Genomic DNA, 23,616 nt, shown 5'->3' on the forward strand with positions numbered 1-23,616 from the left:
CGGGAGCTCCGGTGGTCACGGGGGGCTGGTTGTCATGGAAGAGCCCTGGGTCTGAATCATCACCATATGAGTCGATTGTCCTCTTTGCCTTTTTTAGCTGCACGGGTGGCACCCGGCCGGCGTCCCGGCCGCCCATCGCCCGCCGGCCCGCCCGTTGTCGGTGCCACCCGGCACCATGGGGGCATGGCGCCGCAGACCCACCCCCAGCCGCCCGCCGACCCGCTGGCCGGATTCGCCCCGGCCACCCGGGCCTGGTTCACGGGCGCCTTCCACGCGCCCACCACCGCCCAGGCGGAGGCCTGGCACGCCATCGGGCAGGAGACGGACGTCCTGGTGGTCGCCCCCACCGGCTCCGGCAAGACGCTGGCCGCCTTCCTCTCCGCCCTGGACCGCCTCAGCAGCACCCCGGTGCCCACCGAGCCGAAGCGCCGCTGCCGCGTCCTCTACATCTCGCCGCTCAAGGCCCTCGCCGTCGACGTCGAGCGCAACCTCCGCGCCCCGCTGGCCGGCCTGCGCCAGGCCTCCGTCCGCCTCGGCCTGCCCGAGCCGGACGTCCAGGTCGGTATCCGCTCCGGCGACACCCCGGCCGCCGACCGCCGCCGCTTCGCCACCCACCCGCCGGACATCCTGATCACCACCCCCGAGTCGCTCTTCCTGCTGCTCACCTCCGCCTCCCGCGAGGCGCTGCGCGGCATCGACACGGTGATCCTGGACGAGGTGCACGCCGTCGCGGGGACCAAGCGCGGCGCCCACCTCGCGCTCTCGCTGGAGCGGCTGGACGAGCTGCTGGAGCACCCGGCCCGCCGGATCGGCCTCTCCGCCACCGTCCGCCCGGTCGAGGAGGTGGCCCGTTTCCTCAGCCCCCGGCGCGGCGCCACCGTCGTCCAGCCGGCCGCCGCCAAGGAGTTCGACCTCTCGGTCGTCGTCCCCGTCCCCGACCTGGACGACCTCCCGCCCGCCCCCGGCGTCGGCGGCGCCGCCGACAGCGACCCGGCCCGGCCGGGGTCACCTCCCGGCCCCCAGGCCGGGGGCGCCTCGATCTGGCCACACGTCGAGGAGCGGATCGTCGACCTGGTCCAGGCCCACCGCTCGACCATCGTCTTCGCCAACTCCCGCCGCCTCGCCGAGCGGCTCTGCAACCGGCTCAACGAGATCGCCGTCGAGCGCGCCACCGGTGAGCGGCTGCCCGAAGCACACTCCCCGGCCCAGGTGATGGCCGAGTCCGGCGTCGCCAAGGGCGCCCCGCCGGTCATCGCCCGCGCCCACCACGGCTCGGTCTCCAAGGAGCAGCGCGCCCTGGTCGAGGAGGAGCTGAAGGCAGGCCGGCTGCCCGCCGTGGTCGCCACCTCCAGCCTGGAGCTGGGCATCGACATGGGCGCCGTCGAGCTGGTCGTCCAGGTCGAGTCCCCGCCCTCGGTCGCCTCCGGACTCCAGCGGGTCGGCCGGGCCGGCCACCAGGTCGGCGCCGTCTCCACCGGCGTCTTCTTCCCCAAGTACCGGGGTGACCTCGTCCAGTCCGCCGTGGTCACCGAACGGATGAGGGCCGGCCGGATCGAGGCGCTGCGCATCCCGCGCAACCCGCTGGACGTGCTGGCCCAGCAGCTGGTCGCGATGACGGCGCTGGACACCTGGCCGGTGGACGACCTGATCGCCCTGGTCCGCCGGGCCGCGCCGTTCGCCACCCTGCCGCAGTCCGCCTTCGACGCCGTGCTCGACATGCTGGCCGGCCGCTACCCCTCGGACGCCTTCGCCGAGCTGCGCCCCCGCCTGGTCTGGGACCGGGTGGCCGGCACCGTCACCGGCCGCCCCGGCGCCCAGCGGCTCGCCGTGACCTCCGGCGGCACCATCCCCGACCGCGGCCTGTTCGGCGTCTTCATCGCGGGCAGCGCCGCGTCCGATGCGAAGACCGGCAGGAAGGGCGGCGGCCGGGTCGGGGAGCTGGACGAGGAGATGGTCTACGAGTCCCGGGTGGGGGACGTCTTCACCCTCGGCACCACCTCCTGGCGGATCGAGGAGATCACCCACGACCAGGTGCTGGTCACCCCCGCCCCCGGCATCCCCGGCCGGCTCCCGTTCTGGAAGGGCGACACCCTCGGCCGCCCGCTCGAACTCGGCCGCGCCCTCGGCGCGTTCACCCGCGAGCTGGGCGGCATGGAGCCCGCGGCCGCCACCGCCCGGCTCAAGCAGGCCGGCCTGGACGACTGGGCGGCCGGCAACCTGCTCGACTACCTCGCCGAGCAGCGCGCCGCCTGCGGCCACCTCCCGGACGACCGCACCATCGTGGTCGAGCGCTTCCGGGACGAGCTGGGCGACTGGCGGATCGTCATCCACTCGCCGTTCGGCGCCCAGGTGCACGCCCCCTGGGCGCTCGCGCTCGCCGCCCGGCTGCGCGAGAAGCACGGCCTCGACCCGCAGGTCATGCACGCCGACGACGGCATCGTGCTCCGCCTGCCCGACGCCGACCTGCTGGCCACCGACTTCGACTTCGGCGGCCCCTCCGACAAGCCCGTCACCGACGACGCCCCGGTCGGCGCCGACGCCGCCCTGTTCGACCCGGGCGAGATCGAACAGCTCGTCACCGACCAGGTCGGCGGCTCCGCCCTGTTCGCCTCCCGCTTCCGCGAGTGCGCCGGCCGCGCCCTGCTGCTCCCCCGCCGCAGCCCCGGCCGGCGCACCCCGCTCTGGCAGCAGCGCCAGCGCGCCGCCCAACTCCTCGAAGTCGCCTCCGAGTACGGCTCCTTCCCGATCGTGCTGGAGGCCGTCCGGGAGTGCCTCCAGGACGTCTTCGACGTGCCCGGCCTGGTCGAGCTGATGGGGGATCTCGAATCCCGCGCCGTCCGCCTGGTCGAGGTCACCACCCCCGAGCCGTCCCCCTTCGCCCGCTCGCTGCTCTTCGGCTACGTCGCCCAGTTCCTCTACGAGGGCGACTCCCCGCTCGCCGAGCGCCGCGCCGCCGCCCTCTCGCTCGACTCCCGGCTGCTCTCCGAACTCCTCGGCCAGGCCGAGCTGCGCGAGCTGCTCGACCCGCAGGTCCTCGCCGAGCTGGAGGCCGAGCTCCAGCGCCTCACCCCCGAGCGCCGGATCAAGGACGCCGAGGGCGTCGCCGACGCGCTGCGCCTGCTCGGCCCGCTCACCGAGGCCGAGCTCGGCGCCCGCGGCGCCGAACCGCTCTGGGCCCTGGAGCTGGAGGCCGCCCGCCGGGTGATCGCCGTACGGATCGCCGGCGAGCAGCGCTGGGCCGCCATCGAGGACGCCGGGCGCCTGCGCGACGCCCTCGGCACCCCGCTGCCGGTCGGCGTCCCCGAGGCCTTCACCGAGCCGGTCAAGGACCCCCTGGGCGACCTCCTCGCCCGGCACGCCCGCACCCACGGCCCCTTCACCGCCGCCGAGGCCGCCGCCCGATTCGGCCTCGGCACCGCCGTGGTCACCGGCACCCTGCACCGGCTCACCGCCGCGGGCCGGCTCGTCCAGGGCGAGTTCCGGCCGGTCGAGGGCCACACCGCCACCGTCGAGTGGTGCGACGCCGAGGTGCTCCGCCGGCTGCGACGCCGCTCGCTCGCCGCCCTGCGCCAGGAGGTCGAGGCCGTCCCGCCGCGCGCCCTGGCCGCCTTCCTCCCCCAGTGGCAGCACCTGGCCGGCCACCGGCTGCGCGGCCCCGACGGCCTGCTCCGGGTGGTCGAGCAGCTCCAGGGCACCGCCCTGCCCGCGTCGGCGCTGGAGAAGCTGATCCTCCCGGCCCGGCTCTCCGACTACTCCCCCAACCTGCTGGACGAGCTGATGGCGGCCGGCGAGATCGGCTGGTCCGGTGCCGGCGCCCTGCCCGGCAAGGACGGCTGGATCAGCCTGCACCTCGCCGAGACGGCCCATCTGCTGCGCCCCGAGCCGGTCCCGCCGGCCGTCACCCCCGTGCACACCGCGCTGATGGAGGCGCTGGCGGGCGGCTACGGGCTCTTCTTCCGCCAGCTCGTCGCGCACCTCCCGGACACCCCCGAGCCCGAGCTCGTCGAGGCCCTCTGGGACTTGGTCTGGGCCGGGTACGTCAGCAACGACACCCTGGCCCCGCTCCGGGCCCTGCTCGGCTCGGGCCGGACGGCCGGCGCGACCGCCCACCGCGCGCCCCGGGCCACCCCCCGCGGCCGCTACGGCGGCGCCGGCCGCCCGTTCGGCCGGATCGGCGGGGCCCTGCGCAGCGGCCCGCCGACGGTGGCCGGGCGCTGGTCGCTGCTGCCGCCCTTCGACACCGACCCGACGGTCCGCGCCACCGCCCGGGCGCAGAGCCTGCTGGACCGGCACGGCCTGCTCACCCGCGGCACGGTGGTCGCCGAGCGGGTCCCGGGCGGGTTCGCCGGGGTGTACCGGGTCCTGGCCGCGATGGAGGAGCGCGGCCGGGCCCGCCGCGGGTACTTCGTGGAGGGGCTGGGCGGTGCCCAGTTCGCCATGGAGGGCGCCGCGGACCGGCTGCGGTCGGTCAACGGCCGGCTGGAGCGGGCCCGGGCCACCGAGTGGGGTGCGGGCCCCGCGGCCGAGCCGCCGCAGGTGCTGGTGCTGGCCGCCGCCGACCCGGCCAACGCCTACGGCGCCGCACTGCCGTGGCCCGAGCCACCCGGCGCCCCGGCCGGTGACACCGGCGGGGCGGACCGGGCAGCAGGGCCGGAGGGGGCCACGGAGAGCCGGGCCGCCAAGGCACACCGGCCGGGCCGCAAGGCGGGCGCCCTGGTGGTCCTGGTCGACGGCGAGCTGGCCCTCTACATCGAGCGGGGCGGCAAGTCCCTGCTGGCCTGGCCGGAGGACGAGGGCACCCGCGCACTGGCCGCCTCGGCCCTCGCCTCGGCCGTCCGCGGGGGCGCGCTCGGCAGCGTCACGGTCGAACGGGCCAACGGCGAGCCCGCCCTCGGTTCGGCGCTCGGCGCCGCCCTGGAGGAGGCGGGCTTCCACGCCACCCCGCGCGGACTGCGGCTGCGGCCCTGACCGGCTGCCCTGGGAGACGGCCCCGGGAGACGGCCGGGCACGACGAAGGCCGCGAGGCGGGAACCCACCTCGCGGCCTTCGCACCGCAGTACTCCTGGCGCCCGGGAGATCACGGAAGGGATCACCCCGGACGCCATCCGGTCACATCACCCGATCGGAGGCTCCGCCTCCACCCGGGCCGCCGGCACACCCGTCCGGCGTGGCAACGGCCCGGTGGACCACCGGTCGGCATGGACCGGGATCAGCCCGAGCCCCCAGCCGCCGGCCGCGAGGAGCCCCAGTGCGGCACCGTCGGCCAGTTGTCCCTGGACCACCAGAACCCACCAGCCGAGCCCGCCCGCGAGCACCACCAGGCCTGCACGCAAAGGCCGGGGCATCAGCCGCCCCAGCCGTATTCGGGCTTCGGCGTACGCCGTCACAGCTCTTTGCACGACCGCCCTCCTTCGCTCGCCCCGGGCACCAGGCGCCCGGGCGTCGAGGCCAGGTCAGGCGGCGACCACGTCCATCGCGGCAGCCTTGGGCGAGAGGTTCGCCCGGTCGGTGCCGGGGGCGGGCAGCGGTACCGGTTCGAGCACCGGCCTCAGCAGTTCACCTTCGGAGAGGGTGGCCATCGCCGCAAGTTCGGCGAGCGAGAGTTCGTCACTGACCTCGCGCATGACCTCGGACATACGGACGTCGAGTGCGTCACAGATCGCGGAGAGCAGCTCCGAAGAGGCCTCCTTCTGACCCCGCTCGACCTCGGAGAGGTAACCGAGCGAAACCCTGGCGGCCGCCGACACCTCGCGGAGTGTGCGGCCCTGGCGCTGGCGCTGCCGACGCAGTACATCGCCCAGTAGGCGACGGAGCAGGATCATCGGTGCCTCCCTCCTCGGACTGCGGATCGAGATGTCACGCCCCCACCGTACCGCCTTGCCCGCTTCGCGTGCGGGGACCATGGTCGTGTTCACTCTGGGCTGCAAGGCTGTCCCCTCCCCTGTTTTGGTGTCGCACCCGGGTCGGCGGGCACCTCTTCGTACCCCCCGTGCGGCGCCCGGGCACCGCCAAGCCACTCGTTCGCCACCTGGTTTCTGCCCAACCAGGCCCTTGGATGTAACACGATCCTCCAGCTACGCCATACCCGTACGCCAGTTCGGGAGATCTCGGTTCGGTGGAGATCTTGTCGGGCGAAGCCTCTGTGACGCCTCCACGGTGGGTCAGCGACGGGTCAGTGCGTGGGCGCACCGGACGGAAGCCGCCCGACGAGCAGCTCCAGGGCGGCGGTCACCGCCCCGTGACGGATTGTGGCACGCTCCCCCGACAGCCGGGGCGAACTGACCAGACTTCCCCCCGGACCGGCGACCGCGAGGTGTACCGTGCCCACCGGCTGCCCGTCCTGCGGGTCCGGTCCCGCCACCCCGGTCGTGGCCACCCCGTAGGTGGCGCCCAGCAGCCGGCGCACGCCCTCGGCCATCTGCCGTGCCACCACCGGGTGGACCGGCCCGTGAACGGCCAGCAGGCCCTCGTCGACGCCCAGCACCGACGCCTTCAGCTCGGTCGCGTACGCGGTGACCGACCCTCGGAAGGTCGCGGACGCCCCGGGGACGTCCACCAGCGCCGCCGCCAGCAGCCCGCCGGTGAGCGACTCCGCCACCGCCACCGTGCTGCCCTCCCCGCGCAGCGCGGCGTGCGCCTTCACCGCCAGCACGTAGTCCGCCGGGGCAGCCGCCCCGGCGTCCGCCGCGTTGTCCGCCCCGCGCTCCATCCGGCCGTCCACCCCGTGCTCCCCCGTCACCGGCCCGCGCGCTCCGCCGCGATCCCCTCGCGGCGCAGCCGCAGCGCCTGCCCGATGTAGTCCAGCGCGGTGCCGACGGTCAGCAGCACCGCCAGCCCCATCAGCACGGCCCGCCCGGTGGCGAGCCAGCCGGTCAGCACCAGGACGTACATGCCGACCGCGATGCCCTGGGTGAGCGTCTTCAGCTTGCCGCCCCGGCTGGCCGGGATGACCCCGTACCGGATCACCCAGAACCGCATCACGGTGATGCCGAGCTCGCGGGCCAGGATGATCACCGTGACCCACCAGGGCAGGTCGCCCAGTACGGAGAGCCCGATCAGCGCCGCGCCCATGATCGCCTTGTCGGCGATCGGGTCGGCGATCTTGCCGAAGTCGGTGACCAGGCCCTTGCGCCGGGCCAGCTCGCCGTCGAACAGGTCGGTGATCATCGCGACCGCGAACGAGGCCCAGGCCACCGCGCGCCACTTGGGGTCGTGCCCGCCGTCGGCGAAGAGCAGCGCCACGAAGACCGGCACCAGCAGCAGCCGGAGCATCGTGAGCATGTTGGCGATGTTCCAGATCCCCGGCGCCGGCGGCACCGCGGCCGCCGGTCTGCCCGGGTGGGCCGCGGCCGGGGCGCCGGGCCCCTTGGTCATTCCCCGGCTCCCGGGGCCTGGCCGACCCGCACCTGCTCCAGCGCCTCGGCGACCAGGTCGACGCCCTCGCTGGCGACGACCCGGGCCCGGTGGAACTGGCCGATCTCGGGGTTCTCCACGCCCGTGAGCGTGGTGAGGCCGTCCGTCTCGGGAGCCTGGTGGGCGGCGCGGCCCTCGACGAGGTCGCCCTCCACCGACTCGATGAGCACCTCGACCTCGGTGCCGATCCGCTGCTCGGCCCGCTGGGCGGTCATCTCCTCGGCGAGCCGGCTGAGCCGGGCCAGCCGGTCCGCCACCACGTCCTCGGGCAGCTTGCCGTCGTAGGTCGCGGCCTCGGTGCCGTCCTCGTCGGAGTAGCCGAAGACGCCGATCGCGTCCAGGCCGGCGTGGGTGATGAAGCGCTCCAGCTCGGCGAAGTCCTCCTCGGTCTCGCCGGGGAAGCCGACGATGAAGTTGGAGCGGGCGCCGGCCTGCGGGGCCTTGCCACGGATGGTCCCGAGCAGCTCGAGGAACTGGTCGGTGGAGCCGAAGCGGCGCATCCGGCGTAGCACCGCGGGCGCCGAGTGCTGGAACGAGAGGTCGAAGTAGGGCACCACGTCGGTGGTGCCGGTCATCGCGTCGATCAGCCCGGGCCGCATCTCGGCCGGCTGGAGGTAGGAGACCCGGACCCGCTCGACGCCCTCGATCGCGGAGATCTCACCGAGCAGCGTCTCCAGCAGGCGGATGTCGCCGAGGTCCTTGCCGTACGAGGTGTTGTTCTCGCTGACCAGCACCACCTCGCGGACGCCCTGCGAGGCCAGCCACTGGGCCTCCTGGAGCACGTCGGAGGGGCGGCGCGAGATGAACGAGCCGCGGAAGGCCGGGATGGCGCAGAAGGAACATCGCCGGTCGCAGCCGGAGGCGAGCTTCACCGAGGCCACCGGGCTGTCGTCCAGCCGCTTGCGCAGGGTGCGCGGCCCGGAGGCGGGGGCGAGGCCCTCGGGGAGGTCCTCCGGCACGGTCTCGGCGGCGCCGTGGCCCGGCAGGGCGACCTCGGCGGCGGCGGCCTGGCGCTCGACCGGGCTCAGCGGCAGCAGCTTACGGCGGTCGCGCGGGATGTGCGGGGCGTGGTGGCCCCCGGACAGGATGGTCTGGAGGCGGTCGGAGATGTCGGAGTAGTCGTCGAAGCCGAGCACGCCGTCCGCCTCGGGCAGGGCGTCCGCCAGCTCCTTGCCGTACCGCTCGGCCATGCAGCCGACCGCGACGACGGCCTGGGTGCGGCCGTGCCCCTTGAGGTCGTTGGCCTCCAGGAGGGCGTCGACCGAGTCCTTCTTGGCGGCCTCGACGAAGCCGCAGGTGTTGACGACGGCGACGTCGGCGTCGGCGGCGTCGTCGACCAGCAACCAGCCGTCGGCCTCCAGTCGCCCGGCGAGTTCCTCGGAGTCCACCTCGTTGCGGGCGCATCCGAGCGTGACAAGGGCGACAGTACGGCGTTCAGGCATAGGGCCAAGATTAACGCGCGGCCGCCGGGGCCGTTCGCCCCGGAGGCCGCGCGCCCCGGATTACCGGATCTTCACCGGACCTTCGCCGGGCCGGAGCCCGCTCGTGGTCAGCCCGCCTGCGGGTCTCCGGGGGTGTACGTGACGTGCACCACCTGGCCGTTCTTGCCCGCCGGGCCGAGGTCCTTGCCGTTGACGTACACGTGCACGGCACCGGCGTTGCCGATCACCAGCTTGATCTGCTTGGGGTCGGTGAAGGTCTGGTCCTGACCCTCCTCGATGTTGTTCTGGAACAGCGACTTGCCGCTGCCGTCCAGCGCCGAGACCCAGCTGGTGTCCTTCTCGGCGACCAGCTTCACGGTCACCTTGTCGGCCGGGGCGGCCGCGATCGCCGCGACGCTGGGCGCCGGGGCGGGCGGCTGCACGCTCGGCGAGGGCGCCGGGGCGACCGAGCCGGTGCCGGAGCCGCTGGGCAGCGGCGCGCTGGCCGAGCCGGTGGTCGAGCCACCGGTCTTGCCGCTGACCAGGTTGAAACCGATCAGGACGACCACCGCGAAGATCGCGGCGACCATCGCGGCCGTCCAGTTCGGCCGGCCGCGGCCGGGGACCTTGATCGGCCCGCTGTCGATCAGCTGGGTCGGACGCTTGGTGGCCGGGGCGCCGCCGTGCGCGGCGTCGTACCGCGCCACCAGCGCCTCGCCGTCCACGCCGACCGCCCGGGCGATCGAGCGGATGTGGCCACGGGCGTAGAAGTCGCCGCCACAGCGGGCGAAGTCGTCCTCCTCGATGGCATGCACGATCGGCACCCGCACGCGGGTGGCGGTACTGACCTGGTCCACCGTGAGTCCGGCGTCGATCCGGGCAGCGGACAGCACCCGGCCGATGCTCACGGCATCGGCCGCCTGCTCCGCGCCGCCGGAAGGCTGGGCGGACGACGGGGCGTTCTCGCGGTCGGGGGACTTGCCGATGGTCACGGGGCACGCCTTTCGAGCGGATGGCCACCTGCTGGGGAACAGTCTAGGGGCGGGGGCGGATCGTTTCTCAAGCGGAACAGGCCCGAATGCGCACACCCGCCCGAACCAGGTCCCTACCGGCCACTGACCGGTTGTCAGGGCGGGGGCCGCCGTTCACCGAGGCCGTCCCTTTCCGCCCTGTGACGCCGTGTGCGTACGTTCGGTTCCGCACCTCGCGCCTACCCTCCTCCGAACGGGTGAACACCCGCCGGAGGCACCGACCGGTCAGCCGCGGATGCCGACGATCACACCGTCCAGCTCGTCCGGTTTCACCAGCACGTCGCGGGCCTTGGAGCCCTCGCTCGGGCCGACGATCCCGCGCGACTCCATCAGGTCCATCAGCCGGCCGGCCTTGGCGAAGCCGACCCGGAGCTTGCGCTGGAGCATCGAGGTCGAGCCGAACTGGGTGGAGACGACCAGCTCCGCGGCCTGGATCAGCAGGTCCAGGTCGTCGCCGATCTCCTCGTCGATCTCCTTCTTCGGCCCGCCGCCGACCGTGACGTCGTCCCGGTAGACGGCCGTCAGCTGGTCCTTGCAGTGCTGGACGATCGCGGCGATCTCCGCCTCGGTGACGAACGCGCCCTGCATCCGGATCGCCTTGCTCGCACCCATCGGCAGGAAGAGCGCGTCACCCTTGCCGATCAGCTTCTCGGCGCCCGGCTGGTCCAGGATGACCCGCGAGTCGGCCATCGCCGAGGTCGCGAACGCCAGCCGGGAGGGCACGTTGGCCTTGATCAGACCGGTGACCACGTCCACCGAGGGCCTCTGGGTCGCCAGTACCAGGTGGATGCCGGCGGCCCGGGCGAGCTGGGTGATCCGGACCACCGAGTCCTCGACGTCGCGCGGGGCGACCATCATCAGGTCGGCCAGCTCGTCGACGATCACCAGCAGGTACGGGTACGGCTTCAGCTCGCGCTCGCTGCCGAGCGGCGGGGTGACCCTGCCGGCCTTCACCGCCGCGTTGAAGTCGTCCACGTGCCGGAACCCGTACGCGGCGAGGTCGTCGTAGCGCAGGTCCATCTCGCGCACCACCCACTGGAGGGCCTCGGCGGCCTTCTTGGGGTTGGTGATGATCGGCGTGATCAGGTGCGGGATGCCCTCGTACGCGGTCAGCTCGACCCGCTTCGGGTCGACCAGGACCATCCGGACCTCGTCCGGGGTGGCCCGGGCCAGTACGGAGGTGATCAGGCAGTTGATGCAGGACGACTTGCCCGCGCCGGTCGCGCCGGCCACCAGGATGTGCGGCATCTTGGCGAGGTTGGCCATCACGGTGTGGCCCTCGACGTCCTTGCCCATGCCGACGACCATCGGGTGGGTGTCCTCCGCGGCCGTGCGCGAACGCAGCAGGTCGCCGAGGTTGACCATCTCGCGGTCCCGGTTGGGGATCTCGATGCCGACCGCGGACTTGCCCGGGATCGGGCTGATGATCCGGACGTCCGGGCTGGCCACCGCGTACGCGATGTTCTTGCCGAGCGCGGTGATCCGCTCCACCTTCACGGCAGGGCCCAGCTCGACCTCGTACCGGGTGACCGTCGGGCCGCGGGTGAATCCGGTGACCCGGGCGTCCACCTTGAACTCGCCGAAGGTGCTGGTGAGCTGCGCCACCACCTCGTCGTTGAGGGCACTGCGTGCCTTGGCCGGGCCGCCGCGCTCCAGCAGGTCGAGCGGGGGCAGCGCGTAGGTGATGCCCTCGGAGAGCTGGAGCTGCTCCATCCGCACCGGCGCCGGGGCGTGCTCCTCGGGTGCTCCCGGGCCGGCAGCGGCGCTGCGGGCGGCGGGGACGGCGGGCTCCTCCGGCGGGGCGGTGCGGTCCTGCACCTGGTGCATCATGTCCGCCACCGCGGAGGAGGCGGGCACGCCGTAGACCAGGGCGCCGTCCAGGTCGGCGGCGGCGCCCGCGGCGAGGTCCCGGGTGGCGTACGGGTCCTCCAGGTCCTTGACGAACGGATCCTTGGCGAACGGGTCCCCGTCCGGCGTCCCGGAGGCCGCCTCCGGGTCGTCCTGCTGCTTGCGCCGGCGGCGGCGCCGGCGGGCGGCCACCTCGTCCTGCGGGGTGTCGCCGTCGGTGTCCACGGTGAAGGGCAGCGCCGACGGGTCGGCGTCCTCCGGCGGCTCGGTGGAGTGCTCGCGCTCCGGCGTGCGCCCTTCGGTGAACCGGTCCTCCGGGCCGGGCTCGACCACGCCGAGCCGCACCCCGGCCGCGCGCAGCCGCTCGGGGATCCGGTTGACCGGGGTGGCGGTGGTCACCAGCAGGCCGAAGAAGGCCAGCAGCAGCAGGAGCGGCACCGCGAGCGGCGGTCCGGCGGCGGCCATCATCGGGGTCGACACGGCCCAGCCGACGATGCCGCCGGCCGCCCTTATCCGGGTCGCGCCGCTGCCCATCATGGGCGCGCCGCAGCCGATGTGGACCAGGCCGAGGACACCGACCACCAGCGCGCTGAGGCCGATCATGATCCGCCCGTTGGCCTCCGGCAGCTCCGGGTGGCGCATCAGCCGGATCCCGACCGCCGCCAGCAGGAACGGCACCAGCACGTCGAGGCGGCCGAACAGCCCGGAGACCACGTTGGTGGCCGCCTCGCCGAGCCAGCCCTGCGGGCTGAACCAGGTGCCGGCCGCGGTGACCAGCGCCAGCGCGAGCAGCAGCAGGCCGACGCCGTCCTTGCGGTGGGCCGGATCCAGGTTCTTGGCGCCGTCGCCGAAGCCGCGGAAGACCGCTCCGACCGCGTGCGCGAGGCCGAGCCAGACGGCCAGGACGGCGCGGAAGAGTATCGGCCTCGGCGGGGGCGGCGGCGCCGGAGCGGGCTTGGCCGGGGCCTTCCTCGCCGGGGCGGCCTTCTTGGCGGCCGTCTTCTTCGCGGGCGGCTTGGCCGGAGCCTTCGCCGCGGCCTTCTTGGACGGTCCCGGACTCGAACTGCGTGCCGCGCTTCCGGGCGTACGTGTGGCCATGGCTCAGCAGCCTACCGGGGCACGCCGACTGTGCCCACGCGCTCGGTACGAGGTGCCCGGACGTGTCGCAGACACACCGTCACGCTGATCCGGTTTCACCCGGACGGGGCAGACGGGCGGCCGGCTACTCCACGCCGGGGCGCAGCGCGTCCAGCGCCCTGCGCAGGCCCGCCAGCTTCCGTTCCAGGTGCGCCGCGGTGGCGGCGACCCCGCCGTCCTCGGCGCCGTCCAGCTGCTTGGCCAGTGCCTCGGCCTGCTCCTCCACCGACGCCAGCCGCGCCGACAGCTCGCCCAGCAGCGCACCGCCGATGGCCTGCTGCTCACCGCCCGCCTCCAGTTGCAGGCGCAGCAGTGCGGCCTGCTCCCTGAGCTGGCAGTTCTTCATGTAGAGGTCGACGAAGACCGACACCTTGGCGCGCAGCACCCACGGGTCGAAGGGCTTGGAGATGTAGTCCACCGCGCCGGCCGCGTAGCCGCGGAAGGTGTGGTGCGGCCCGTGGTTGATCGCGGTCAGGAAGATGATCGGGATGTCCCGGGTGCGCTCGCGCCGTTTGATGTGCGCGGCCGTCTCGAAGCCGTCCATGCCGGGCATCTGGACGTCGAGCAGGATCACCGCGAAGTCGTCGGTGAGCAGCGCCTTGAGCGCCTCCTCGCCGGAGGCCGCGCGCACCAGCGTCTGGTCCAGCGCGGAGAGGATCGCCTCCAGCGCCAGAAGGTTCTCCGGCCGGTCGTCGACCAGGAGGATCTTCGCCTTCTGCATTACGGCCCGCCCTCCTGTTGCCTGCCTGCCTGGGGAAGGCACCCGCGTACTGCCCACCATTACCCCGGTCATGCTAGCCGCACCCCCTCGCCCGGCACACCGCTCCGTCAGGATGTGATCCGCAGCAGTGTGCACCCAGTGCCCCGGCGCACGCTCAGCAGCGAGTCGCCGTCCGGTCACTGTTCGCAACGATCGGTGACCCTACCCGGTTCCCGCCCCTCCCCGCCAGCAAACGGCCCGCCCGCGGGCGTGAACGCCGGAGCGGGCCGGCCGCTGCGCGCCCCCGCCGGTCGTCCCGGTCCGGCGGGGTCCGGTGGCGGCTATCCCTTCCGGACCGTCAGCCACTCGTGCATCACCGTCAGCAGGTGGTCGGTCTCGACCGGCTTGGTGATGTGGTCGGTGGCCCCGGCCTCCAGGGACTTCTCCCGGTCGCCCTTCATCGCCTTGGCGGTCAGCGCGATGATCGGCAGGCCGGCGAACTGGGGCATCCGGCGGATCGCCTCGGTGGTCGCGTAGCCGTCCATCTCCGGCATCATGATGTCCATCAGGACCAGCGCGACGTTCTCGTGCTGCTCCAGCATCTCGATGCCCTCGCGGCCGTTCTCCGCGTAGAGGACGGTCAGGCCGTGCTGCTCCAGGACGCTGGTGAGCGCGAAGACGTTGCGGACGTCGTCGTCCACGATCAGCACCTGCTGGCCGTCGAAGCGGGCGTCCACCCGCCCGCCCGGGCGGGCGACGGGGCCGACGGCCGGCGGGCGGCCCTCGGCGGAGGTCTCCAGGGCGGCGGCACGGCGGCGTTCGACGGCGCCCCGGCGGCGCTCCTCGGCGAGTTCGCGGACCTCCTGGGCCCAGTGGTCGGCCGGGTTCTCGCCGACCGGGACGGGCGTGCCGGCCGGCGTCACGCCGACGGCGGCGCGCACCGCCGGGGTGTTCGGGGCCGGCAACGGCACACCGCCCGGGGTGTCCGCGCCCTCGGTGCGCAGCGGCAGGTAGAGGGTGAAGGTGGAGCCCCTGCCCAGCTCGCTCTCGGCGTGGATCTCGCCGCCGAGCAGGCGGGCGATCTCCCGGCTGATCGAGAGCCCGAGGCCGGTGCCGCCGTACTTGCGGCTGGTGGTGCCGTCGGCCTGCTTGAACGCCTCGAAGATCTCCCGCAGCTTGTTGCCGGGGATGCCGATGCCGGTGTCGGAGACGGAGAAGGCGATCAGCTCGTCGTCCGGGCCCTGGATCGCGCCGGCCTCCAGCAGCCGTTCCCGGACGTGCTGCGGGACGTCGGTGCCGGCCGGGCTGATCGAGAAGTCGACCGCCCCCGCGTCGGTGAACTTGACCGCGTTGGAGATCAGGTTGCGCAGCACCTGCTGGAGCCGCTGCTCGTCGGTGTGCAGGGTGACCGGCAGCGCGGGCGAGACCCGGACGGCGAAGTCGAGGCTCTTGTCCAGCGCGACCGGCTGGAAGGTGGCCTCCACGTAGTCGACCAGCTGGACGAGGGCGATTCTGGCCGGTCGGACGTCCATCTTGCCCGCCTCGACCTTGGAGAGGTCGAGGATGTCGTTGATCAGCTGGAGCAGGTCGGAACCGGCGCCGTGGATGGTGTCGGCGAACTCGACCTGCTTGGGCGAGAGGTTGCCCTCGTTGTTGTCCGAGAGCAGCTTGGCCAGGATCAGCAGCGAGTTGAGCGGGGTGCGCAGCTCGTGCGACATGTTGGCGAGGAACTCGCTCTTGTACCGGGAGGCGAGGGCGAGCTGCTCGGCGCGCTCCTCCAGGACCTGCCGGGCCTCCTCGATCTCGCTGTTCTTGATCTCGATGTCACGGTTCTGCTGGGCGAGCTGCGAGGCCTTCTCCTGCAACTCCTCGTTGGTCCGCTCCAGTTCCTCCTGGCGCGCCTCCAACTCGGCGGACCGCATCGAGAGTTCGGCGGTCAGCCGCTGGGACTCCAGCAGCAGGCCCTCGGTCTTGGTGTTGACGCTGATGGTGTTGACGGTGACGCCGATCAGGTCGGCGATCTGGTTGAGGAAGTCCAGCGCGACGGTGGTGAAGGAGCTGAACGTGGCCAGCTCGATCACGCCCAGCAGCCGGCCTTCGAACAGCACCGGCAGCACCACGATGTGGGCCGGCGAGGCCTCGCCGAGGCCCGAGGCGATCTTGAGGTATCCGGGCGGCGCCTCCTTGAGGATGATCGCCCGCTTCTCCACCGCCGCCTGGCCGATCAGCGACTCGCCGGGCCGGAAGATGGTCGGCATCGCCCGCCGCTGGTAGCCGTAGCTGCCGATCAGCCGCAGCACGGTGTCGTTCTCGTCGTCGTCCTCGGTGATCAGCTCGGCGGTGCGGCCGGCCGGCTGGGCGAGGAAGAAGGCGCCGTGCTGGGCGGAGACCACCGGCGTCAGCTCGGTCATGATCAGCGACGCGACCGCCTCCAGGTCCCGGCGGCCCTGCAGCAGGCCGGAGATCCGGGCCAGGTTGGTCTTCAGCCAGTCCTGTTCCTGGTTGGTGCGGGTGGTCTCGCGCAGGTTGGCGATCATCTGGTTGATGTTGTCCTTGAGCTCGTCGAGCTCGCCGGCGGCGTCCACGTCGATCCGCAGGCTCAGGTCGCCCCTGGTCACGGCGGTGGCGACCTGCGCGATCGCACGCACCTGCCGGGTCAGGTTGTTGGCCAGCTCGTTCACCGACTCGGTGAGGTCCTGCCAGGTGCCGTCCACGCCGGGGACGCGGGCCTGACCGCCGAGCCGCCCGTCGGTGCCCACCTCGCGGGCCACCCGGGTCACCTCGTCGGCGAACGCCGACAGCTGGTCGACCATGGTGTTGATGCTGGTCTTGAGCTCCAGGATCTCGCCCCGCGCGTCCACGTCGATCTTCTGCGAGAGGTCGCCGCGGGCCACCGCCGTGATCACCAGCGCGATGTTGCGGACCTGGCCGGTCAGGTTGTTGGCCATCAGGTTGACGTTGTCGGTCAGGTCCTTCCAGATGCCGGCCACGCCCGGCACCCCGGCCTGGCCGCCCAGGATGCCGTCGGTGCCGACCTCGCGGGCGACCCTGGTCACCTCCACGGCGAAGGCGGAGAGCTGGTCGACCATCGTGTTCAGGGTGCCGGCCAGCGCCGCGACCTCGCCCTGCGCCTCGATGTCGATCTTCTTGGAGAGGTCGCCGCGGGCCACCGCGGTGGCGACCTCGGCGATGTTGCGGACCTGGCTGGTCAGGTTGGACGCCATGAAGTTGACGTTGTCGGTCAGGTCCTTCCAGATGCCCGACACCCCGCGCACCCGGGCCTGGCCGCCCAGGATGCCCTCGGTGCCCACCTCGCGGGCCACCCGGGTCACCTCGTCGGCGAACGCCGACAGCTGGTCGACCATGGTGTTGACGGTGGTGACCAGCTCCAGGATCTCGCCGCGGGCGTCGACGGTGATCTTCTTGGAGACGTCGCCGCGCGCGACCGCCGTGGTCACCTCGGCGATGTTGCGGACCTGGCTGGTCAGGTTGTTGGCCATCAGGTTGACGCTGTTGGTCAGGTCCTTCCAGGTGCCGGAGACCCCCGGCACGCTCGCCTGGCCGCCGAGGATGCCCTCGGTGCCGACGTCGCGGGCGACCCTGGTCACCTCGTCGGCGAAGGCCCCCAGCTGGTCCACCATCGTGTTGATGGTGTTCTTCAGCTCCAGGATCTCGCCCCGCGCGTCCACCTGGATCTTCTGCGACAGGTCGCCCTTGGCGACCGCCGTCGTCACCTGGGCGATGTTGCGCACCTGATCGGTCAGGTTGTTCGCCATGAAGTTGACGTTGTCGGTCAGATCACGCCACACACCGGCCGCGCCGGGCACCTGCGCCTGGCCCCCCAGCCGCCCCTCGGTGCCGACCTGGCGGGCCACCCGGGTCACCTGCTCGGCGAACCCGGAGAGCTGGTCCACCATCGTGTTGATGGTGTTCTTCAGCTCCAGGATCTCGCCCCGCGCGTCCACCTCGATCTTCTGCGAGAGATCCCCGCGCGCCACCGCCGTCGTCACCTGGGCGATGTTGCGCACCTGGCCGGTCAGGTTGTCGGCCATGAAGTTGACCGAGTCGGTCAGGTCCCGCCAGACCCCGGCGACGCCCGGCACCTGCGCCTGACCGCCGAGGCGGCCCTCGGTGCCCACGTCCCGGGCCACCCTGGTCACCTGCGCGGCGAAGCCGTTGAGCTGGTCCACCATCGTGTTGACGGTGTTCTTCAGCTCCAGCATCTCGCCGGCCACCTCGACCGTGACCTTGCGCGACAGATCGCCCTTGGCCACCGCCGTCGTCACCTGGGCGATGTTGCGCACCTGCGCGGTCAGCCGGCCGGCCATGGTGTTGACCGAGTCCGCCAGGTCCTTCCAACTGCCCGAGACGCTGCGCACCTTGGCCTGGCCGCCGAGCTTGCCCTCGGTGCCGACCTCGATCGCGACCCTGGTCACCTCGTCGGTGAACTCGGAGAGCTGGTCCACCAGTCCGTTGACCGTCCGGCCGATCTTCAGGTACTCGCCGCGCAGGGGGTGGCTCACCCCGTTGCTGTGGAGCGAGCGCAGCTCCATCTTCTGGTCGAGGTCGCCCTCGGCGATCGAGGCCAGCACCCGGCCCACCTCGGCCATCGGCCGGGCCAGGTCGTCGATCAGCGCGTTGCAGTTGTCGACGGCGGCCATCCAGGCGCCCTCGCCGGCGCCGGTCTCCAGCCGCTCGTTCAGCCGGCCCTCACGGCCCACCGCCCGCCGCACCCGTGCCAGTTCTCCGGTCAGGTGCTGGTTGCGCTCGGCAACCTCGTTGAACACCGCGGCGATCTCGGCCAGCGGCCCGTCGCCCGGCACCGTCAGCCGGCGGCGGAAGTTTCCGTCCCGCATCGCGGTCAGCGCGGCCAGCAGCTTGCGCAGCTCGGCCGGCTCGGCTCCCCGGTTGTGGTTCGCTCGCCGGCCGGCCGCGCTCCGCGGCGCGGCCCCGGACCGCGCACCACGCTGGGCGGGCGGCGTCGTACCGGTTGCGTCCTTGGTGGCCGAACTCAACGGGCCCCTCCCAGATCGTGAACTGTCCGGTGACCGGCCGCGCCCCGTCCGGGGCCCGGAACCGGACACCGGCCCGGCGCAACTGCGTCCCCGCGGACCTCGTGGCCCACCGGAACCCACACGACCGTACTGCTCCGACCGGCCGCCGCGGACCCCCCAGTCTGGCAGGACTTGCGGCGGGTATACGGCCGGTTGCGCTCGGTTGGTGCCGACCCGGTGGAAACAGGTGGGCAGAATCACCCTCAGGTGCCTGTTTCGACGCCCCGCCCCCACGGGGAACCAACCGGAAAGTAGGGTGGAGCGCTGCACCGGGCCACGACCCGACCCAGCGCCGCCGCTCACCCCGCCGGCGCGCACGGGGATGTCGGCGCCGCACCCGGACAGCCAGGGCCAGAGCAGAGGAGAAGTGGCAACGTGGTCACCGCGCGCGCAGCCGCCACCTTCGAACCCGTCGGCCGGTCGGCCGGCGCCGCCCGCTCCTTCGTCCGGGACGCCCTGCTGGGCTGGGGCCTGCCCGAAGTCGTCGACGACGCCGTCGTGCTGGTCAGCGAACTCGTCACCAACGCCGTCGTGCACGCCGGCACCGCCGCCGAGGTCTGCTGCCTGCGCGAGGACGGAACCGTCCGGATCGAGGTCACCGACCACCACCCCGAACGCGGCCTGCCGTCCTTCGCCGACGTCCCCGTCACCGCCTCCGAGCGCTACGCCGACCCCGACGGCGAGGGCGGCCGCGGCCTGTTGATGTGCTCCGCCCTGGCCGAACGCTGGGGCGTCGAGTACTCGGCCGGCCGCAAGACCGTCTGGTTCCGCCTCGCCCTGCCCGCCCACGTCGCCGGCACCCGCTACGCCGTCCCCGCCACACCGGGCGGCGAACTGCCCAGCAGCACCGGCCCGGTGCACGTCGCCGTGGTCCAACTCGACGACGACGGCTGCGTCCTCGCCTGGAACCCCGACGCCGAGGCACTCTTCCGGCACCCCGCCGACGCCGTCCTCGGCCGCCCCTGGGCCGACCTCGCCGTCTGGCCGCAGGGCCCCGGCACCGGCCTCGGCCTGGCCGCGACACTGCGGCTGGCCCGCTGGGAGGGCAGCTACGGCCTGCGCCACGCCGAGGGCGGCACCGTAGAGGTGTACGGCCTGCAGGTCCGCATCCGCGACACCGACGGCACCCCGTCCACCCTCTGTCTGCTCGTCCTGGACACCGACCGGGCGGTACTCCGTTCCCCCGCCCGCGCGCTGCCCGGCGACAAGGCCGACCAGGCCGCCGGCCGGCTCGACCTGCTCGCCGGCCCCACCTCCGCGGACGACCTCGACACCCTGCTGCAGCGCACCGTCGAACGCGCCCGCGACCTGCTCGACGCCGACGCCGCCTACGTCCTGCTCACCACCGAGGACGAGTCCGAGTTCGAGGTCCGCGCCGCCACTGGCCTCACCACCGGCCACCGCCGGCACAGCCGCTTCCCCGTCGAGACCGGCAACCGCTACGACTCCGCCCGGCTGCCCTCCGTCCACGAGGACCTCGCCACCCGCCCGACCGGCCTCGCCCTGCTCACCGGCAGCGGCCTGCGCTCCCTGCTCACCGTCCCGCTCAAGGTCGAGGGCCGGCTGATCGGTTCGCTCGGCATCGCCGCCGCTGCACCCGGCCGGTACGACAACGAGGACGCGCTGCGCCTGCAGTTCGCCGCCGACCGCGTCGCGCTCGCCGTCGAGAGCACCAGACTCTCCGAGCTGGACCGGCTGCGGCGCGGCTCGCTCTCCTTCCTCGTCGAGGCCTCCGACCTGCTGGCCGGCACCCTGGAGCACGAGCAGACGCTCGCCCTGATGGCCCAGATGGCAGTCCCCACCCTCGCCTCCTGGTGCGCCGTCTACACCAACGGCGACCACGGCGCCGCGGCCTCGCTCGCCTTCGTCCTGCACGAGGACGAGGACCGCATCGACCCGCTGCGCGCCCTGCTCGACAAGACCCCGGCCCCGGAGTCGGGCCCCACCCACGGCGTCCGCTTCTGGGCCGGCCCGGCCGACACCGCCCGGGCCGGCGGGCTGACCGACAGCCCCGAACTCTCCGGCCTGCTCGGCGAGACCGTCGTCCTGCCGCTCACCGCCCGCAACCGCGTCATCGGCCTGCTCGCCCTCGGCGTCCCGGCCGGCGTCCGGTTCCGCCAGGAGATCCTGGAGCTCGCCGAGGACCTCTCCCGCCGGGCGGCCCTCGCGCTCGACAACTCCCGCCTCTACTCCGAGCGCACCGCCACCAGCCAGGCCCTCCAGCGCAGCCTGCTGCCGCCGGACCTGCCCGAGATCCCCGGCGTCGAGGTGGACGTCTACTACCAGGCCGCCGGCGAGGGAAACGAGGTCGGCGGCGACTTCTACGACCTCTTCACCATCCGCGAGGGCACCTACGGCTTCGCCATCGGCGACGTCTGCGGCACCGGCCCCGAGGCGGCCTCCGTCACCGGTCTCGCCCGGCACTCGCTGCGCCTGCTCGCCCGCGAGGGCCTGGACGCCCCGCAGGTCCTCAGCCGGCTCAACGCGGCCATCCTGGACGAGGGTTCGCGCAGCCGCTTCCTCACCCTCCTGTACGGCGAGCTGACGCCCCGCCCGGACGGCAGCACCGAACTGTCGCTGGTCTGCGCCGGCCACCCGCTGCCGCTGCGCCTGCGCACCGACGGCCGGGTCGACCGGGCCGCCACCCCGCAGCCGCTGCTCGGAGTGATGGACGAACTCGACCTCACCGCCGAGCACTTGGTGCTCGCCCCCGGCGAGGTCCTGCTCTGCGTCACCGACGGCGTGACCGAACGCCGGGAGGGCCTGCGGATGCTGGGCGACGACGGCCTCGCCGAGGTGCTCACCGGCTGCACCGGGCTGACGGCGGGCGCGGTGGCCCTGCGGGTGCAGCGGGCGGTCGAACGGTTCGCCCCGGAGCCGCCGTCCGACGACATGGCGATCCTGACCCTGCGGGTGCCGTCCCAGCGCGTGGGCTGAGCACTGTCGCGCCGGGCCGGGCGCCGGCGCCCGTGAGCTGCCCACCGATGCGTCCGGGATGAGCACTGCTGCCCGTACGGGGATGGCGTGGAGGCCGACCGTGAGCGTTCCGCAGCTGACGGCGCCACAAATTGTGCGATTCACAAGGGTACAAGCTCGTTCGGCCGGGTACACCGATCTCACCGGGGAATCCCCCGGAGGGGACACGACCAGCGGTTCCGCCGCTGGACCGTCATTCTGACCGCAGCCGTCGCACGCTCCAGCCGTGCGCCCTCGGCGCGGTCGCGCGCATCCACCTCATCGAACATCCCTCGTGCGGTCGACCGCGCCCTGCGCGCGCGCCCAGAGTGAAAGGAGCCTCCGGTGAGCAACGAAGCTTCCGGGGCACAGCAAGCCCGTTCCACCGGTGCCGACGCGGGTAACCTCGGTTACCTCGCCCTCGGCCTGACTCTCCTCGCCTACGGTCTTCTCTCCACCGGCATCCTCAGCGGCACCGGGGTCGGGGACTCGGCACATCTCGCCCACCTCCTCGGCGGCATCACCCTGTTCATCGCCGGCCTCTGGCAGCTCCGCAGCGGCGAGGGCTTCACCGGCACCGCCTTCACCGGCCTCGGCGCCTTCTGGGCCACCTGGTCGGCAGCCGGCGGGGCCGGCAAGAACGCGGCAGGTCTGTTCCTGCTGCTGTGGGCCCTGCTCGCCCTCACCCTCACCGCCGCCAGCTGGAACGCAGGCCTGTTCAGCCGCGCCGTCTACGGTCTGCTGACCGTCTCGCTGGTGCTCTCCGCCTTCGCCACCTTCAACACCTCCGGCGGCCTCGCCAAGTTCGCCGGCTGGGTCGCCGCGGCCTCCGGGCTCGTCGCCTGGTACTGGGCCACCGCCTCGCTGACCAACAGCGCATGGGGCCGGGCCGTACTGCCGGTCAAGTAGGGGCGGGTCAGGGCAACGTCCGGGAACGCAAGGTCCGGGCAGGCAGGACCGACGCCGCAACGCACGTGGGCCGGCCTCCCCCCGCGGGGAGGCCGGCCCACGTGCGTGTCCGTCCGGCTAACCGCGGGTGCCCGCCCGCTCCCCGGCCGGCACATCGGCCGCTGCCGGCCCGGTCCGGACCGCCCGACGGACCCGCCGGCGGGCGAAGGCCGCCTGGGCGGCGTAGGCGAAGAGCAGGATCGCGACGGCGACCAGACCGTCCGCCCAGAAGTGGTTGGCCGTGACCACCACGACCGCGACGGTCAGCACCGGGTGCAGCACCACCAGCCAGCGGAGCGAACTCGTCGACGCCCTGATCACCGCCACCGCGGCCAGCACGCACCAGGCCACGTGTACCGACGGCATCGCCGAGAGCTGCGCGGCGACCACCACCCCGCCGACCGCGCCCCCGTAGACCGACTGCCCGTACTCCGCGGCCACGTCGACGAAGCCGCTCTGCGGCAGCATCCGGGGCGGCGCCACCGGGATGAACTGCACGGCGAGGCAGACCGCCGTCGTGATCACCACGGTGTTCCGCACCCACGCGTACCGCTCGCGGTGCCGCACGAAGACCCAGGCGAGGACGGCGATCATCACGGCGAAGTGCATCGCGGCGTAATAGTAGTTCGCCGCCTTCACCACCACCGGGTACGGCGTCACCGCCGCCTGCCAGGACGCCTCGTCCGGCAACCCGACCGCCAGCTCCGTCCGGTGGATCCAGCTCGCCCGGTCCAGCGCGTGCTCGGTGCTCATCAGGGACAGGTGCCCGACCAGCTGCCAGAGCGCGAACAGCGCCAGCAGCGTGCCGGCCTCCCGCAGCAACGCCGGCAACGGGCCGCGCCGCCACCTGGACGCCGCGTACGAACCCCCGTAAAGAGCGACCGCGGTGCCCCCGGCGGACTGCCAGGTAAGGGTCAGGTTCTGCAACGGTTCGCGCCTTCCGCCAAGCCGGGGTGTGCTGGCAGAGACGTTAACGCAAAAAGACCCCCTTCCGTCCGGAAGGGGGTCTTTTTGGAATGATTGTTCGGCGGCGTCCTACTCTCCCACAGGGTCCCCCCTGCAGTACCATCGGCGCTGTGAGGCTTAGCTTCCGGGTTCGGAATGTAACC

Annotated in this window: 13 protein-coding genes and 1 rRNA gene; 3 read left to right on the plus strand and 11 right to left on the minus strand. The window is 73.2% G+C overall.

From position 1 onward, the window contains the following. The first annotated feature begins 183 nt into the window (after positions 1-183). A complete protein-coding gene (locus ACZ5WK_RS37050) occupies positions 184-4,968 on the plus strand; it encodes an ATP-dependent helicase (protein WP_465554434.1) in 4,785 nt (1,594 codons plus the stop codon). A 146-nt stretch (positions 4,969-5,114) separates the two neighbouring features. Here the strand turns inward: ACZ5WK_RS37050 and ACZ5WK_RS37055 are convergent, their stop codons facing one another. The 9 genes from ACZ5WK_RS37055 to ACZ5WK_RS37095 form a co-directional block, all read right to left on the minus strand. Continuing rightward, on the minus strand, positions 5,115-5,399 hold the full coding sequence (locus ACZ5WK_RS37055) for a hypothetical protein (RefSeq protein ID WP_465554436.1): 285 nt from the start codon (positions 5,397-5,399) through the stop codon (positions 5,115-5,117). Between the two features lie 54 nt (positions 5,400-5,453). Beyond that, positions 5,454-5,822, minus strand: coding sequence for a helix-turn-helix domain-containing protein (locus tag ACZ5WK_RS37060; RefSeq protein WP_148642736.1), 369 nt, complete (start codon positions 5,820-5,822; stop codon positions 5,454-5,456). Between the two features lie 350 nt (positions 5,823-6,172). Continuing rightward, on the minus strand, positions 6,173-6,709 hold the full coding sequence (locus ACZ5WK_RS37065; protein ID WP_465554457.1) for a CinA family protein: 537 nt from the start codon (positions 6,707-6,709) through the stop codon (positions 6,173-6,175). Between the two features lie 26 nt (positions 6,710-6,735). Further along, positions 6,736-7,374, minus strand: coding sequence for a CDP-diacylglycerol--glycerol-3-phosphate 3-phosphatidyltransferase (gene pgsA, locus ACZ5WK_RS37070; RefSeq protein ID WP_465554439.1), 639 nt, complete (start codon positions 7,372-7,374; stop codon positions 6,736-6,738). Continuing rightward, a complete protein-coding gene (gene rimO / locus ACZ5WK_RS37075; RefSeq protein ID WP_396323820.1) occupies positions 7,371-8,855 on the minus strand; it encodes a 30S ribosomal protein S12 methylthiotransferase RimO in 1,485 nt (494 codons plus the stop codon). The genes pgsA and rimO overlap by 4 nt, the downstream gene beginning before the upstream one ends. Positions 8,856-8,962: 107 nt before the next feature. Then, the gene (locus ACZ5WK_RS37080; RefSeq protein ID WP_465554441.1) at positions 8,963-9,826 is read right to left on the minus strand and encodes a helix-turn-helix domain-containing protein; all 864 of its coding nucleotides are present in this window, start codon (positions 9,824-9,826) and stop codon (positions 8,963-8,965) included. 264 nt (positions 9,827-10,090) lie between these two features. Continuing rightward, positions 10,091-12,811, minus strand: a complete 2,721-nt coding sequence (locus ACZ5WK_RS37085) for a DNA translocase FtsK (RefSeq protein WP_465554443.1) — start codon at positions 12,809-12,811, stop codon at positions 10,091-10,093. Between the two features lie 124 nt (positions 12,812-12,935). Then, a complete protein-coding gene (locus ACZ5WK_RS37090; RefSeq protein ID WP_465554445.1) occupies positions 12,936-13,571 on the minus strand; it encodes a response regulator in 636 nt (211 codons plus the stop codon). Positions 13,572-13,891: 320 nt separating this feature from the next. Beyond that, a complete protein-coding gene (locus ACZ5WK_RS37095; RefSeq protein ID WP_465554459.1) occupies positions 13,892-18,406 on the minus strand; it encodes a HAMP domain-containing protein in 4,515 nt (1,504 codons plus the stop codon). A gap of 573 nt (positions 18,407-18,979) precedes the next feature. Here ACZ5WK_RS37095 and ACZ5WK_RS37100 point away from each other — a divergent pair. Both ACZ5WK_RS37100 and ACZ5WK_RS37105 read left to right on the plus strand, forming a co-directional pair. Continuing rightward, complete coding sequence (locus ACZ5WK_RS37100) at positions 18,980-21,541, plus strand: SpoIIE family protein phosphatase (RefSeq protein WP_465554447.1); 2,562 nt, start codon at positions 18,980-18,982, stop codon at positions 21,539-21,541. Positions 21,542-21,904: 363 nt separating this feature from the next. After that, positions 21,905-22,468 (plus strand): acetate uptake transporter, encoded by a 564-nt coding sequence (locus ACZ5WK_RS37105; protein WP_465554449.1) that lies wholly within the window; start codon positions 21,905-21,907, stop codon positions 22,466-22,468. A 117-nt stretch (positions 22,469-22,585) separates the two neighbouring features. On the opposite strand, the gene ACZ5WK_RS37110 is transcribed toward ACZ5WK_RS37105, so the two are convergent. Together ACZ5WK_RS37110 and rrf are read right to left on the minus strand one after the other, a co-directional pair. Then, complete coding sequence (locus ACZ5WK_RS37110) at positions 22,586-23,434, minus strand: phosphatase PAP2 family protein (protein ID WP_465554451.1); 849 nt, start codon at positions 23,432-23,434, stop codon at positions 22,586-22,588. Between the two features lie 95 nt (positions 23,435-23,529). Continuing rightward, positions 23,530-23,616 (minus strand): 5S ribosomal RNA (gene rrf / locus ACZ5WK_RS37115); the annotation flags it as partial.

This window comes from Kitasatospora sp. NPDC032757 (genome assembly GCF_055579305.1).